Annotated in this window: 10 protein-coding genes and 1 pseudogene; 5 read left to right on the forward strand and 6 right to left on the reverse strand. The window is 64.3% G+C overall.

What is annotated here, in order from left to right; all coding sequences use genetic code 11:
* Nucleotides 1-89 precede the first annotated feature (89 nt).
* Complete coding sequence (locus tag F0P97_RS25245; RefSeq protein WP_182284819.1) at nt 90-1,415, reverse strand: DUF445 domain-containing protein; 1,326 nt, start codon at nt 1,413-1,415, stop codon at nt 90-92.
* 152 nt (nt 1,416-1,567) lie between these two features.
* Here F0P97_RS25245 and F0P97_RS25250 point away from each other — a divergent pair, with 152 nt between their 5' ends.
* Nucleotides 1,568-1,813, forward strand: coding sequence for a DUF3297 family protein (locus F0P97_RS25250; protein WP_003050615.1), 246 nt, complete (start codon nt 1,568-1,570; stop codon nt 1,811-1,813).
* A gap of 246 nt (nt 1,814-2,059) precedes the next feature.
* A pseudogene (locus F0P97_RS25255) lies at nt 2,060-2,772 on the forward strand (IS5 family transposase).
* A 255-nt stretch (nt 2,773-3,027) separates the two neighbouring features.
* Here the strand turns inward: F0P97_RS25255 and hmpA are convergent.
* A complete protein-coding gene (hmpA, locus tag F0P97_RS25260; RefSeq protein WP_182284820.1) occupies nt 3,028-4,206 on the reverse strand; it encodes an NO-inducible flavohemoprotein in 1,179 nt (392 codons plus the stop codon).
* 159 nt (nt 4,207-4,365) lie between these two features.
* Here hmpA and norR point away from each other — a divergent pair, with 159 nt between their 5' ends.
* Nucleotides 4,366-5,952, forward strand: coding sequence for a nitric oxide reductase transcriptional regulator NorR (gene norR, locus F0P97_RS25265; protein WP_182284821.1), 1,587 nt, complete (start codon nt 4,366-4,368; stop codon nt 5,950-5,952).
* Here norR and F0P97_RS25270 read toward each other — a convergent pair whose 3' ends face one another.
* The 4 genes from F0P97_RS25270 to F0P97_RS25285 form a co-directional block, all read right to left on the reverse strand.
* Entirely contained in the window at nt 5,953-6,363 is a 411-nt protein-coding gene (locus F0P97_RS25270; protein ID WP_182284822.1) for an FKBP-type peptidyl-prolyl cis-trans isomerase, read from the reverse strand. It abuts the gene before it with no gap.
* 89 nt (nt 6,364-6,452) lie between these two features.
* Entirely contained in the window at nt 6,453-7,595 is a 1,143-nt protein-coding gene (locus F0P97_RS25275) for an aminotransferase class V-fold PLP-dependent enzyme (protein ID WP_182284823.1), read from the reverse strand.
* Between the two features lie 211 nt (nt 7,596-7,806).
* Nucleotides 7,807-11,103: an acetyl-CoA carboxylase family protein gene (locus F0P97_RS25280; RefSeq protein ID WP_182284824.1), complete on the reverse strand. Its 3,297-nt coding sequence runs from the start codon at nt 11,101-11,103 to the stop codon at nt 7,807-7,809.
* A gap of 68 nt (nt 11,104-11,171) precedes the next feature.
* Nucleotides 11,172-12,770, reverse strand: coding sequence for an AMP-binding protein (locus tag F0P97_RS25285; protein WP_182284825.1), 1,599 nt, complete (start codon nt 12,768-12,770; stop codon nt 11,172-11,174).
* A gap of 183 nt (nt 12,771-12,953) precedes the next feature.
* Here F0P97_RS25285 and F0P97_RS25290 point away from each other — a divergent pair, with 183 nt between their 5' ends.
* Complete coding sequence (locus tag F0P97_RS25290) at nt 12,954-13,724, forward strand: TetR/AcrR family transcriptional regulator (RefSeq protein ID WP_182284826.1); 771 nt, start codon at nt 12,954-12,956, stop codon at nt 13,722-13,724.
* Nucleotides 13,725-13,771: 47 nt separating this feature from the next.
* Nucleotides 13,772-15,019 carry a branched-chain amino acid ABC transporter substrate-binding protein gene (locus F0P97_RS25295; RefSeq protein WP_182284827.1) on the forward strand — a complete coding sequence of 416 codons (1,248 nt, stop codon included), beginning with the start codon at nt 13,772-13,774 and terminating at the stop codon, nt 15,017-15,019.
* Nucleotides 15,020-15,039 lie beyond the last annotated feature (20 nt).

Here is a 15,039-nt window from a genome sequence, read left to right on the forward strand (position 1 = left end):
TCGAAAGAATTTTTACTGTTAAGTACTTTGGCCAGGCTAGAACCAGCATCGCCCGGCATCTGCATGCGCTGCTGCGTCGTGAAATGGCGCTATCCCAGCCAGGCCAGCAAGCTGCGCCACAAGGCTGCGGCATGCGAGATGAGAAACAGCAGCAAGCCGATGGCGCCGCCCACCAGCGTGCCGTTGATGCGTATGTACTGCAGATCCTTGCCGATATGCGCCTCGATCAGCGTGGCCAGCTGCTCGGCATCCCAGCGCTGCACGGTGTCCGCAATATGGCGGGCGATGAACTGCGAGACATCGGGGGCCAGCGTGGTCGCCCAGCGTTTGAGGCGCTCGTTCATGGACTCGCGCAGCGCCTCGTCATGCGCCAGTGCCTGGCCCAGCCAGCGCCCCATCACGGCGGCGCGGCGTGCCATGGCCGAATTCTCGTCGGCCAGATCGCGCTCCAGCCGGGCGCGCCAGCCGGCCCATAGCTCGCGCAGATAGACAGCCAGCTTCTCGTCATGCAGCAGATAGTTGCGCAGTTTTTCCACCTTTTCTGCGTAGGCTGGGTCATTCTGAAGTCCGTCGATCAGGCGCTGTATGGACCCGTCGAAGGCCTCGCGCAGACGGTGGCCCGGGTTCTGGGCGACATCCTGCAGCAGGCTGTCCAGAGCACTGGCAATCAGGCTGGCGCCCTTGTCGCTGAGCCAGTCCGTGGGCAGCATTTTTTCCTTGATCGGATGCTCGCGCTTGAGCCAGACCACGATGGTCTGCGCGATCAGCACATGGGTCTGCTCCTGACGCAGCACGCGGCTGATGCGCGCCAGCACATCGTCGAGCACCTCCTGGTGGCGCCCGCCCGCCGTCAGCCCCGACAGCAGGGATGCCGCCGCGCGCGACAGATCCACATGCTGCATCACGGCCTTGAGCGACTGGGTCAGAAACTTCTCTACCTGCTTGTCCTGCACCATCTCCAGCGCGGCCAGCGCCAGCCGCGCCACCTGCCGGCCCAGCAACTGGCTGTTGGCGGCAGCCGTCAGCCAGTCGGCCAGCGCCTGGGCCGGGTTGTTGCGCTCGATCAGCGCCACCAGCGAGGGCGCGTCGAGAAACTTGTCGCGCACGAAAGTGGCCAGGTTGCGCCCTATGCGATCCTTGTTGCGCGGGATGATGGCCGTGTGCCGCCCCACCAGCGGCAGCGGAATATGGCGAAACAGCGCCGAGACCGCAAACCAGTCGGCCAGCGCCCCCACCATGGCGGCCTCGCAGATGGCCCGCAGACACACCAGCCACAGCGGCACGGCCTGCCCCTCCAGTCCCCAGCGCGAGCCCGCCAGCGCCGTGGCGATGAAGCCGGCTGTCACCAGCAGCAGCAAAATCAGCGGCAGCCGCTTGGCGCGCTGCAGGGACAGGCGTTGTTCTTCGGTGAGCATGGCGCAAGCATAGGCGAGTCGGGCCGGCTCGCCTATGCCTGCGGTACTGATGACGGCGCATTGCCTGTCATGCGCCATTGCGACAACAGGAGGCAGGCTTTTGCAATTGCACCGAAAATAGCGCTCTTGTATTCCCTGACTCTCGAAAAAACATGACCGAAGCCACCCGCCCCGAACTGCCCGACCATCTGTCCGTTGACCCTCGCAGCCCCCACCATGTGGCCGCCGTGTTCGAGCACGACATCGGCATCCGCTTCAATGGCAAGGACCGCTTTGACGTCGAGGAATACTGCGTGAGCGAGGGCTGGGTCAAGGTGCCCGCCGGCAAGACCCTGGATCGCAAGGGCAAGCCCCTGCTGATCAAGCTCAAGGGCACGGTCGAAGCGTACTACCGTTGACTCCCTGAGGCGCTTTGCGCCCAGGCCCTTGCTCGATGTCTCTCACTGGGCAATCGCCCAGTTCAAAGAGCAATGAGCCTAATCGCCGCCTCAATAGAGAGAGCTGCCTGCGCTTTATTTACATGAATTTCAAATGCTTTAAGTACTGAAACCTAGGGTCTGTTGAGATTTGATTTTTACCTTCCGGGGTGGCGTCACAATCGCGCTGTGATGCGATACGTTTTGACAGATGAACAATGGGCTCGTATGAGCCCATTGTGTCTAGGGAAGATTGGGGATCGAGGACGCAGTGGCTCCAACAATCGACTGTTCTTGGAAGCAGTGCTTTGGGTTGCGCGTACAGGTAGCCCTTGGCGAGATCTGCCGCCTGAATTTGGCAAGTGGAACACCGTCTTCAAACGGTTTCGCGACTGGGTCAAAGCTGATGTCTTTCAAAAGCTGTTTGACGCGGTCAGCGATCAACCGGACATGGAATACGTGATGGTGGATGCAACGATTGTGCGAGTGCACAGGCATGGACAGGGTGCAAAAGGGGGTCTGCGAGCCAGGCCATAGGTCGCAGTCGAGGTGGTTTGACCACCAAGATATTGGCGCTGACGGATGCCCTTGGAAACTTGATCCGATTTGTGTTGCTGCCAGGCCAACGGCATGATCTTCAAGGTGTAGAACAGCTGCTCGAAGGCATAGACCTGCGGACATTGCTGGCCGACAAAGCGTTTGACGCAGACTGGCTGAAGCAACACTTGCTGGCACAGGGTTGCCAAGTGGTGATTGCACAAAAGGCCAATCGTCGAGCGCCCTTGCAGATTGATATAGAGGTCTACAAGTGGCGGCACTTGATCGAGAACTTCTTTTGCAAGCTCAAGGAGTTCAAGCGCATTGCAATGCGCAGCGACAAGACAGACAGCAGCTTCGCTGCTGTCATCACGCTGGCATCGGCTGTGATCAATTCACGTTAAATCTCAACACGTCCTAGTAATAACATGCGCTAGCAGCTCTTTTTTTATGAGCATCCATTGGTTTGCAGATCACAGCGCTCAAAACCGGCGCGCCCAAAACGAGGGACACCGAGCAAGGGCCTAGGCGGCCCCGCCGCCCCGCAGCGAGGGCTGCCCCAGCGACGGTGTCGTCCCCCTCCCCTAGCGCGCAGCGCGTAGAGAGAGGGGGAAGCGGTGGGGCCGCCTAGGCAAAACCGCTCAGAGGGTGCGATAACGTCAAGCCAGAGCTTCGGCCGGGCCGAAGAACTCGTAATGCACCTGGGACTCGGGCACGCCCAGTTCGCGCAGCGACTGCTTGACACTGCGCATGAAGCCACGCGGGCCCAGGAAGTAGACATCGGCATCGCGCGACTCGGGCAGCCACTGGGCCAGTCGGTCAGTGCTCAGCAGGCCCTGGGCATCGACCTCGTCGCCCGCGTCCGCCTGGTCGTAGCAATAGCGGCGCGTGAGCTGCTCGTGGCTGTTGGCCAGCGCATCGATCTTCTCGCGGAAGGCATGCACTCCGCGATCGCGCGCGCAGTGGATGAAGGTGATCTCGCGCCCCGTGGGCAGCGCGGCCTGCAGCATGGGCAGCGTGGGCGTGATGCCCACACCACCGCTGATCAGAACCAGGGGCTTGGCATTGGCCTGCAAGGTGAAATGGCCGGCGGGCGGGAACAGCTCCAGCGTATCGCCCACATGCAGCTGGTCGTGCAGATGGTTGGAGACCTTGCCGCCGGCCTCGCGCTTGACGCTGATGCGATAGCTCTTGCCGTTGGCAGGCGCCGACAGCGAGTAGTTGCGGCGCTGCTCCAGGCCGTCGACCACCACGCGCAGACCGATGTACTGGCCTGGCTGATGGGCAATCACCGTGCCGCCATCCACGGGTTCCAGATAGAAGGACGTGATCTCGGCGCTTTCGGCCTCTTTGCGCACCAGCTTGAAGGCACGCGCACCGCGCCAGCCGCCTTCGGCTGCCGCAGTCTGCTCGTACACCGCGCGCTCCGCACCGATCAGGATATCAGCCAGCTGCTGATAGGCGGCGGCCCAGGCGGCGATCACCTCATCCGTAGCAATCTCCGCCCCCAGAACCTCGCGAATGGCGCGCAGCAGGCAGGCACCGACGATGGGGTAATGCTCTGCCTGCACCTGCAGCGCCACATGCTTGTTGATGATTTGCGCGGGCAGATTGCCCAGGTTTTCCAGGCGGTCGATGTTCTTGGCATACATCAGCACGCTGTGCGCCAGAGCACGCGGCTGGGCACCGCTTTGCTGATGCGCCTGGTTGAACAGCGGGCGCACCTCTGGATACTCACCCAGCATGGTCTGGTAGAAATGCGTGATCAGGACCTCGCCGCCGGTTTCCAGCAGCGGTACGGTGGCCTTGACGATCTCGCGTTGACGTTCGGTAAGCATGCAAATCTCCTGGTTGCTGCCTTGCCAGCTGCAAGGCTTGTACCAGTCAGTGCAAGCGGCGTGCCAGCCTCAATACCACTGCAAAACAATGGCTTGCAGAAATATGCGTCAATATGACATTGCTCAATTGATGTCTTATTGACACCCAACGCTGTCGTTATGACAACATCCCATATTCTCAACGCTGTCAGCCCGCTGATCGCCGATCTGGCCCAGGACCTGCCCGAGCGCGAACGCCTGCGCCGCCTGCTGGCCGCGCTGCGCAACCTGTTGCCCGCCGATGCCGTCGCCCTGCTGAAGCTGGAAGGCGAATGGCTGCGCCCGATGGCGATCGACGGCCTGATGCCGGACACGCTGGGCCGGCGCTTTCGCCTGGGCGAGCATCCACGCTTTGCCCAGTTGCTGGCGGCCGGCCAGGCCATGCGCTTCGAGCCCGACAGCCCCCTGCCCGATCCCTATGACGGGCTGGTGGCGCACAAAGGCCAGGCCATCACCGAGCTGCATGTGCATGACTGCATGGGCTGCGTGCTGCAACTGGGCGGCCTGCCCTGGGGCCTGCTGACACTGGATGCACTGGAGCCGGGCCGATTTGCCGACCCCGCGGCGCTGGCCATGCTGCAGGCCTTCAGCAATCTGGCCGCAGCCACCGTGGCCACGGCCGAGCGCGTGCATCAGCTGTCCCAGCTCGCGCGCAGCGCCAGCGGCACTGCCAGAGCGGCCGCGCCGCAGGAGCGCGGACTGCAGGGTGCAAGCCCCGTCATGCGGCAGCTGCAGAAAGACATTGCCCTGGTCGCAGCCAGCGATCTTTGCGTGCTCATCACCGGCGAAACCGGCACCGGCAAGGAACTGGTGGCCCAGGCCGTGCATGCGCAGTCGGGACGTGCCGGCAAGCCCATGATCAGCATCAACTGCGCGGCCCTGCCCGACAACCTGGTCGAGAGCGAGCTGTTCGGCCATGTGCGCGGAGCCTTCACCGGAGCGCTGAGCGAGCGCAGCGGCAAGTTCGAGCAGGCGCATCAGGGAACGCTGTTCCTGGACGAGGTCGGCGAACTCTCGCTGCCCGTGCAGGCCAAGCTGCTGCGCGTGCTTCAAAGCGGCCAGCTGCAACGCCTCGGCTCCGACCGGGAGCATCATGTGGATGTGCGCGTGATCGCTGCCACCAACCGCGACCTGGCTGCAGAAGTCGGCGCAGGGCGCATGCGCGCGGACTTCTATCACCGCCTCAATGTCTATCCGCTCAATGTGCCGCCGCTGCGCGAGCGCGACAGCGACGTGCTGCAGCTGGCGGGCTATTTCCTCGAGGAGAACCGCTCCAGGCTCAGGCTCGGTGGCCTGCGCCTGGATGCGGCCGCACAGGCGGCCTTGCTCAATCGCAGCTGGAGCGGCAATGTGCGCGAGCTCGAGCACTGCATCAGCCGCGCCGTGCTCAGGGCCCTGAGCCGCAATGACGGCAGCGCCAGCCGCGCCGGCGCCAGGCTGCGCATCGTGACGCTGGGACTGGCCGATCTCTGGGAGCGGGCCGAGGCGCCAGCCGCCGCACAGGCCCCAGCGTCCATGGAGCCGGCCACACTGGCGGTGGCGCCCGAGGCCGGCCTGCGCGCCGCCGTCAGCGCCTATGAACGCCAGCTGGTCAGCTCCAGCCTGGCCCGCCACCAGGGCAGCTGGGCCGCCGCAGCGCGCGAGCTGCAGCTCGATCGTGCCAATCTGCAGCGCCTGGCCAAGCGGCTGGAGATCGACAGGCCTTGATCAGCGGCCCTGGATGCCCAGCAGCTCCACATCAAAGTTCAGTGTGGCATTGGGGGGAACGGCACGGCCCGCGCCGCGTGTGCCGTAGGCAATGGCTGGCGGGCAGGTGAACTTGGCCTTGCCGCCGACCTTCATCTTCTGCACGCCCTCGGTCCAGCAAGGGATCACGCCATCGAGCGGGAATTCGATGGGCTGCTTGCGTGCATAGGAGCTGTCAAACTCCTTGCCGGTATCCGGAAAGTAACCGCGGTAATGCACCTTGACGGTGTCCGTCGCCTTGGGGCTGAGGCCCGTGCCTTCCACCAGGCTTTCATAGATCAGCCCGCTGGCGGTGGTGACCGGCGCAGCATGAACCACTGCGCCAGCACCCATGACCCATACAAGACCGATCATGGAGATTGCTTTTTTCATATCGGATGCGCTGAATGAACAAAACCCGACTTTAGTACGAAGTCGGGTCGAAAAAATGTCACGACAGCCATACGGCCAGCCGCACCACCTCAGGTCCGGGCAATGCCGATATCGTCCAGCGCCTTGGACAGATGCGCCACGGAGCGATCCGAGTCATGCCATTTGTCCAGGCCGAACAGGCCGATGCGGAAAGTCTTGAAGTCCGGGCCTTCATCGCATTGCAGCGGCACGCCCGAGGCGGTCTGCAGGCCCACCTTGAGGAAGGCACGGCCGCTCTGGATTTCCGGGTCGGTGGTGTAGCTGACGACCACGCCGGGAGCCTTGTAGCCCTCGGCGGCCACGCTGGGAAAGCCGCGCGACTGCAGCAGCTCGCGCACCTTGCGCCCCAGCTCCATCTGCTCTTCGCGCACCTTGGCAAAGCCGTACTCGCGCGTCTCCAGCATCACGTCGCGCAGGCGCAGCAACGCATCCGTGGGCATGGTGGTGTGATAGGCGTGCTGCCCTTTTTCGTAGCCCTCGGCAATCTGCATCCACTTCTTCAGGTCGCAGGAGAAGCTGGAGCTTTGCGTGTGCTCTATGGCCTCGCGGGCGCGCGCCGAGAGCATGACCATGGCGCAGCAAGGCGAGCTGCTCCAGCCCTTTTGCGGTGCCGAGATCAGCACGTCCACGCCGGTTTTCTCCATATCGACCCACATGGCGCCCGAGGCCACGCAATCGAGCACGAACAGCGCGCCGACCTCGTGCGCAGCGTCGGCGACGGTGCGCAGGTATTCATCGGGCAGCATGATGCCGCTGGCCGTCTCCACATGTGGGGCAAACACCACCTTGGGGCGCTCCACGCGAATGGTCTCGGCCACATCGGCTGCCGGGCATGGCGCCCAGGGGTCCTGGCTGCCCTCGCCCTGCTTGCGCGCCTTGCAGACCACGGAGCCGCCGCCCAGGCCCGCATCGGCATCGAAGATCTGCGTCCAGCGGTAGCTGAACCAGCCGTTGCGCACGATCAGCACCCGCTCGCGGTTGGCGAACTGGCGCGCCACGGCCTCCATGCCGAAAGTGCCGCTGCCGGGAATCAGCACGGCCGTGTGGGCGTGATAGACGTCCTTGAGCATGCCCAGGATGTCCTGCATCACACCCACGAACTTCTTGGACATGTGGTTGAGCGCCCTATCGGTGTAGACCACCGAGAATTCGAGCAGGCCATCGGGATCGACGTCGGGCAAAAGTCCAGGCATGGGATATCTCCAATCGCAAATACTGAGCAGTCAAAAACACCCCGAAGCAGCCACTGGGCGGCCGGGGCGCTGGTGCAAGACTTTCAGCTTAGCATGAGCCGGAATATGGTTTTGCGTATGGAGTTCATATCAAAAACATGAGCTTCAAGCGCTTTGTATATCGGAGATTGAAGCTGATTAGATGCTGAAACCTTGATACCTTCATCAGCGTTTACCATGTGTCCACAAAGCGGCTTTCACCCTCGCGCAGGCGCGCCCCGGCCAGGCCACGCACCAGCCAGGCACGGGTCTCCGCGGGGTCGATGACGGCATCGACTTCCAGCGTGGCCGCCATGTGCATGGCCTCGCCATGTGCGTATTGCTGGGCCAGCAGTTTCTCGAACAGAGAATCGCGCTGCGCTCCCTCGGGCAGGGCTTCGAGCTCCTTGCGAAAGCCCAGCCGCACCGCCCCTTCCAGACCCATGGCGCCGAACTCGCCCGTGGGCCAGGCCACATTGAAGATGGGCGCATGAAAGCTGCCCGCCGTCATGCCCATGGCGCCCAGGCCATAGCCTTTGCGCAGCACCACGCTGAAGTATGGGACGCGCAGCTTGGCCGCCATGACGAACAGCCGGCTGACATGGCGCACCTGGGCGGTTTTCTCGATCTCGGGCCCCACCATGAAGCCGGGCGTGTCGACCAGGCTGACGATGGCGATGCCGTGGGCATTGCACAGCTGCATGAAGCGCGCCGCCTTGTCGGCCGCGTCAGCATCGATGGCACCGCCCAGATGCCCCGGGTTGTTGGCCATCAGCCCCACGGGCCGGCCCTCGATGCGCGCCAGCGCCGTGTGGATGCCGACGCCGAAGCCGCTTCTCAGCATCAGCAGGCTGCCCTCGTCCACCAGCCCGGTCATGGCGGCGCGGGTGTCGTAGGCGCGCAGACGGTTCTCGGGCACGACCTGGCGCAGCAGGCGCTGATCGGGCTCGGACCATTGGTCGATGCGGCCCTGGAAGAAGGACAGATAGTGCCTGGCTGCAGCCACGGCCTGGGCCTCGTCGTCGACCAGGATGTCGATCACGCCGTTGGCATGCTGCACGCTGGCGGGGCCGACTTCCTCGGGTTTGAAGACGCCCAGGCCGCCACCCTCGATCATGGCCGGTCCGCCCATGCCGATATTGCTGCTGCGCGTTGCGATGATCACATCGCTGCAACCCAGCAACGCGGCATTGCCCGCAAAGCAGCGGCCATGGGTGATGCCCACCACGGGCACCTGACCCGAGAGCGCCGCATAGGCCGCGAAGGTATGCACATGCAGACCCGCGACCACGGGCGTGTCGGTATCGCCGGGCCGGCCGCCGCCACCTTCGGCAAACAGCACCACGGGCAGCTTCTGCTGCAGCGCGATGCCCAGCATGCGGTCGGTCTTGGCGTGATTGCGCGCACCCTGGGTGCCTGCCAGCACCGTGGCGTCATAGGACATGACCACGGCACGCGACCGCTGCGCGCCGAACTGCGCGGCATTGATGGAGCCCATGCCAGTGACCATGCCGTCGGCCGGCGTGTTGGACACCAGATCGTCGAGGCTGCGGCGGCGTGTCTGCGCGGCAATCGCCAGCGCTCCGTATTCGATGAAGCTGCCTTCATCGCAGAGATCGGCAATGTTCTCGCGCGCACTGCGGCTGCCCTGGGCATGGCGCCTGGCCATGGCATCGGGCCGCGCTGCATCGAGCGTGAAGCCATGGCGGTCCCTGACGCGCTGCAGATCGCCCCTGATGTGGTCAGGGTCCTGCAGCTGCGCCTGCACCTCGGCATGCGCCGCATCGCCCTGTGCGGGCGCGAGCACCAGCAAGGCCTGGTCCTGCGCTACATAGCTGCCGGGCACTGCCAGCAGTTGCAGGACATTGCCTGCGGCCTGGGCCAGCAGCACATGCTGCATCTTCATGGCTTCGAGAATGCCAAGCTCGGCGCCCTTGGCCACCGTCTCGCCCACGGCCACGGACCATTGCACGACCCTGGCAGGCATGGGGGCCAGCACAGCATTTTCAGGAGCTTGCTGCGCTTGAAGCACATTGATTTCAGATGCAAAAGCATCTGAATTCTTTGAATGACTTGCGCTTGAAGCTATCTTTTCCGCAGCCTCCACCAACTGCGGCAGGACCTCTTCCAGCCAGCGCGTGTGCACCGTCTGCTCCAGCATCTCGGGCCGCAGGGCCAGGGCCTGCAGCAGCGGCAGGTTGGTGGCCAGGCCCGTGATGCGGCAGTCGGCCAGCGCGCGCCGGGAGCGGCGCAGCACATCTTCGAAACGCGGCGCGTGGCTGTGCACGACGAGCTTGGCCAGCAAGGTGTCGTAGTGGGGCGACGGACTGGCACCCTGCTGCGCATGGCTGTCCAGGCGTATGCCTGGACCTTGCGGCCAATGCAGCTCGGCAATGCGGCCGCTGCCGGGGTGGGAGTGGCCCTGGGCATCCAGGGTTTCGGCATTGATGCGCCACTGCATGGCATAGCCGCGCGGCCGGGGCGGGGCATTCACGTTCAGGCCCAGATCGGCGAAATGCTCGCCGGCCGCAATGCGGACCTGGGCCTGCACCAGGTCGACGCCGAAGACCTCTTCGGTAATGGTGTGCTCCACCTGCAGGCGCGGGTTGGCCTCGATGAAGACATAGGGCAGGGACTCGGACTGCAGATCGACCAGAAACTCGAACGTACCCAGGCTTTCGTAGCGCAGCCTGGCCGCCATGCGCAGTGCATCCTCGGTGATTCGCTCGCGCAGCGGCTGCGTCAGGCTGGGGCTGGGCGCAATCTCCACCAGCTTCTGGAAGCGCCGCTGCAGCGTGCATTCGCGCTCGCCCAGCGCCATGGGCCATTCGCTGCTGTCGCCCAGCACCTGAATCTCGATATGGCGCGCCCCGCTCATCAGCCGCTCGACATAGACACCGTCCACGCCGAAGGCTGCCTGCGCCTCGCTGCGGCAGCGCTGGTAGGCAGCCGCCACCTCGTCGGCCCCGGTGACCGCACGCATGCCGCGCCCGCCGCCACCGCCGATGGCCTTGATCATGATGCCGCTGGCACCGTCGGCCTGCTGGCGCGCAAAAAACTGCTGGGCCTGCTCCAGCGTCACGGCCTCGGTGCTGCCGGGCATCAGGGGCACGCCACATTGCTGCGCCAGCGCACGGGCTCTGGCCTTGTCGCCAAGCAGCGCCAGCTGCTCGGGCGTCGGGCCGATAAACCGCAGTCCGGCTGACGCACAGGCGCGCGCAAAGTCCGCGTTCTCGCTGAGAAAGCCATAGCCCGGGTGCAGCGCGTCACAGCCATGCTGCTGCGCGATACGCAGCAGATGTGCGCCATCGAGATAGGCTGCCGGGCCGCTGGCTCCCAGTGCCTGCGCCTCGTCTGCGGCCTGCACATGCGGGGCCTGTGCATCATCGGCGGCGTACACCGCCAGGCTGGCAATGCCCAGCTCCTGCAGCGCTCGGATGATGCGCAGGGCGATTTCACCGCGGTTGGCGATCAGGACTTTCTTGAACATAGGACTCTCGTTTGAATAGCTTCTGGCACTCACCAACCAAGGGTTTCACCCACTTCTGGCGCAAAGATTCAGGGAATGTCTCTGAGCAATCTGCGCAATACCTTCCCTGCACCTGTGGCCGGCAAGGCATCGATGAAGCGCACCTCGCGCGGGGCCTTGTAGCTGGCCATGTTTTCCTTGCTCCAGGCCAGCAGCCCGTCCGCCTCCAGGCTTTGCCCCGGCTTGCGCACGATGAAGGCGCGCACGACCTCGCCTTTCTGGGCGTCGGCAACGCCGATCACGGCCGCCTGGGCGATGGCCGGATGCTTGATCAAAATGGTCTCCACCTCCTCGGGGAACACGCTGTAGCCCGAGACCTTGATCATTTCCTTGAAGCGGCCGATGAAGGTCAGATAGCCGTCGGCATCGAACTTGCCCATGTCGCCGGTATGCACCCAGCCGTTCTTGAGCGTCCTGGCCGTGGCCTCGGGCTTGTTCCAGTAACCCTTGAAATTGCCCGGGCCGCGAATGATGATCTCGCCCACCTCGCCTGCTGCCAGCGGCGCGCCGGTCTCCGGATCTATCACCCGGATCTCGTTGCCCGGCGCGGGCTTGCCATGGGTGCCCCAGCGGATGGCATCGCCGGGCATGAAGGTATCCATGGTGTGGGTTTCGGACAGGCCGTAGGCCGCCTCGCTGGAGATGGCATTGGGTGCGAACCGGCGCCATTGCTGCGCCAGATCCTCGGTATAGGTGATGCCGAAGCTGGTGACGGTGTTGCGGCGCAGTGCGCTGAAGTCCATCTTCTCCACGCCGGGCACCTGCATCAGCGCCACATTCATGGGTGCAATGCTGTACCACCAGCTGACGCGGTACCGCTCCAGCGCCTGCGCCACGGCCAGCGGATCGAAGCGATGCAGCAGCACGCAGGGCGCCCCCGAATGCACGGGCATGTTCACGCCCATGGACATGCCGGCGATGTGATAGAGCGGGGCCACAGCCAGCAGGACATCCTCGGCGCTGACCCCGGTCACCCGGGACGCGCCGGCGGTCTTGTAGGCGGCCGCGCCAAAGCTCAGCATGGCGCCCTTGGGCAGGCCCGTGGTGCCCGAGGTATAGGTCATCAGCGCCACCTCGTCCATGTCCACCTCGACATGGGAAGGCCTGGCACCGCTGTGCATGAGATCCCAGAACGACGTCACATCGGCAGGCAGCGGCTGCACGGGGGCCTGCAGTTCGGCAGGCAGGGGCAGCGTGGCTCTGGCGGGCAGCCAGTCGCCGTAGCGCACGGCCAGCACATGCAGCAGCGCGGTGCTGCCGCGCACCTTGTCGACCACGGGCAGCAGCACATCGGCTGCGATGATGACCCTGGCCTGCAGATCGTTGAGCTGATATTCGAGTTCATGCTCCTTGTTCAGCGGCCCGCAGGGGCAGACGATGGCGCCGATCTTCTGCACCGCGTAATGCGCGACGATGTACTGCGGACAGTTGTTCATGAACAGGGCGACGGGCTCGCCCTGCTTCACGCCCAGTTGCTGCAGATGCGCGGCCACGGCATCGCTGGCCTCATCCACCTGGCGCCAGCTGATGTGCTGTCCGTACCAGATATAGGCATCGCGCTCGGGATGCCGGCGCGCGTTGCGGCGCAAGGCCTCATGCAGGGGTATGAGGATCTCGGATTCAGCCATGGTTGTCTCCTGGGTGTCTCGTGAAGACCGGGCAACGGCGCCACTTAAGAACGTGTCGACGTTCTTAGAGCTTTCTCAGGGATTGCCTTAGGGCAATCAGCTGCTCGGCGTCTTGTCAATGTATACCTGTCGGTAGAACAATGCTACCCATTGGTATAACGAATGCGACACACGCAAACCCTCATGCCCGCCACGTCCAGAAAGACCGAAAAAAAGCCGGCTGCGCCCGTGGCGCCGCGCGGTCGCCAGCGCCTGCCCACTGCCGGCTCCGACGAGAAGCGCGAGCGCATTCTCAAGGCTGCCGAAGCCCTGTTCGACCGCTATGGCTATGCCAACACCACCATCGAGCAGATCGTGCAGGCGCTGGGCGTGACCAAGCCCTTTGTCTACTACTACTTTCGCAACAAGCAGGAGATCTTCGAGACCCTGTGCTGGGCGCCGACCGAGGCCTGCTTCACGGTGCTGGACTTTGCGGCCGACGACCCGAGGCCCGCCCATGAAAAAGCCATCGACGGCCTGCAGCGACTGATCGCCGCCACCATTGCGCACTACCCTGCGGGCTTCTTCCCCTACCGCGAACCGCAGGCGTTCAGCCCCGCCTATCTCAAGGCTTCGCGCAATGTGGCCCAGCAGTTCTACAAGCAGTTCTGCGCCCTGCTCGACGAAGGCCGCGCCAGCGGGCATTTCGATTTCCGCGACACCCGCATCACCGCCCAGGCAGCCTGCAGCCTGCCCGGCTTCCTCTACAACTGGTATCAGCCTGGCGGCAAGCTGGGCCCGGCCGAGATGGTGGTCGAGCTCACCGACCTGGCCTCGCGGGTGCTGGGCCTGCGCACTGCCGCGGCTCCTGCTCGCAAACGCGCGACCAGGGCCGCGCCGGCGCCGGCACCACAGAACCCTTCGCCCCCCAGGCGCCGCAAGAGCGCTTCCTCCACCAGCCCCAGCGCCAGCTGAGTGCCCCGCAGGCAAAGGCGCCATTCCAACTCCCTGGAGACAAGACCATGTCCATTCGCTTCCCAGCCCTTGCGCTGGCTGCCAGCTTGTGTGCCGGCACCGTATCCGCCCAGACGGCAGAGCCGTTCAAGATCGCGTTCATCGACCCGCTCTCCGGCCCCTTCGCCAATGTGGGCGAAGTCATGCGCAACCATGTGCTCTATGCCGTCGATGATGTGAATGCCAAGGGCGGCCTCTACAACGGCGCCAGGTTCCAGCTGCTGCAGTTCGACAGCAAGCTCTCGGCCCAGGAAAGCCAGAGCGCGCTGCAGGCCGCCATCGACCAGGGTGCACGCGTGGTGGTGACGGGGGGCTCGGGCTCATCGGTGGTCACGGCGCTGGTGCAGGCGGCAGCGCGCTACAACCAGCGCAATCCGGGCAAGGAGGTGCTGATACTCAACCACAGCTCCATCGATCCCGAGCTGACCGGCAAGTCCTGCAGCTTCTGGCATTTCATGTTCGATGCCAACACGGCCATGCGCATGCAGGCCATTGCCAACTACATCAGGACCCAGCCCGAGATCCGCAAGGTCTTTCTGCTCAACCAGGACTACGCCCACGGCAAGCAATGGGCCAGCTTCGGTCGCAGCATGGTCGGCAAGGCAAGACCAGACGTACAGTTCGTGGGCGAGACCCTGCACCCCATGGGTCGCATCAAGGACTTTGCGCCCTATGTGGCCAAGATCAAGGAAGCCGGAACCGATTCAGTCATCACCGGCAACTGGGGCCAGGATCTGGCCCTGCTGCTCAAGTCCGCCGGAGATTCGGGCTACGACCTGCGCTACTTCAACCACAGCGCAGGCGGCTTTCCGGGCACCGTGACCTCCATTTCCCAGGCCAGGATCGGCCAGGTGACCTGGGTCGCGGAATGGCACCCCGGCATGGCCGACCGTGCCCAGGCCGACGCCCGGGCCAGGGAGTACAAGACCAGGATGAGCCAGGACTTTCTGGCCCCGCGCATGGACCTGGTGCCGCGCATGCTGGCAGCTGCCATGGCCAAGGCCCAGTCCACCGAGCCTGTGAAAATTGCCAAGGCCCTCGAAGACATGCCGATGGACACCATCTTCGGCCCCGTCAGGATGCGCGGCAAGGACCACCAGTTGCTGCTGCCCCAGGTCGTCAATACCATCGCCCCCGTGGATGGCAAGCTGGTCAAAACCGGCTGGGAAGGCACGAACTACGGTTTCAGAACCGACGCTGTCTATTCCGCCCAGCAGCTTGACCTACCGACCGAATGCCAGATGAAGCGACCTTGAGCAAAAGACTGCAACACAGC

The sequence above is a fragment of the Comamonas testosteroni genome, assembly GCF_014076415.1.
GTDB lineage: Bacteria > Pseudomonadota > Gammaproteobacteria > Burkholderiales > Burkholderiaceae_C > Comamonas > Comamonas testosteroni_F.

Bases quoted from the DNA above. Each gene is read 5' to 3' on its own strand.
- F0P97_RS25245 (WP_182284819.1), bottom strand. From the start codon at position 1,415: ATGCTCACCGAAGAACAACGCCTGTCCCTGCAGCGCGCCAAGCGGCTG.
- F0P97_RS25250 (WP_003050615.1), top strand. From the start codon at position 1,568: ATGACCGAAGCCACCCGCCCCGAACTGCCCGACCATCTGTCCGTTGAC.
- hmpA (WP_182284820.1), bottom strand. From the start codon at position 4,206: ATGCTTACCGAACGTCAACGCGAGATCGTCAAGGCCACCGTACCGCTG.
- norR (WP_182284821.1), top strand. From the start codon at position 4,366: ATGACAACATCCCATATTCTCAACGCTGTCAGCCCGCTGATCGCCGAT.
- F0P97_RS25270 (WP_182284822.1), bottom strand. From the start codon at position 6,363: ATGAAAAAAGCAATCTCCATGATCGGTCTTGTATGGGTCATGGGTGCT.
- F0P97_RS25275 (WP_182284823.1), bottom strand. From the start codon at position 7,595: ATGCCTGGACTTTTGCCCGACGTCGATCCCGATGGCCTGCTCGAATTC.
- F0P97_RS25280 (WP_182284824.1), bottom strand. From the start codon at position 11,103: ATGTTCAAGAAAGTCCTGATCGCCAACCGCGGTGAAATCGCCCTGCGC.
- F0P97_RS25285 (WP_182284825.1), bottom strand. From the start codon at position 12,770: ATGGCTGAATCCGAGATCCTCATACCCCTGCATGAGGCCTTGCGCCGC.
- F0P97_RS25290 (WP_182284826.1), top strand. From the start codon at position 12,954: ATGCCCGCCACGTCCAGAAAGACCGAAAAAAAGCCGGCTGCGCCCGTG.
- F0P97_RS25295 (WP_182284827.1), top strand. From the start codon at position 13,772: ATGTCCATTCGCTTCCCAGCCCTTGCGCTGGCTGCCAGCTTGTGTGCC.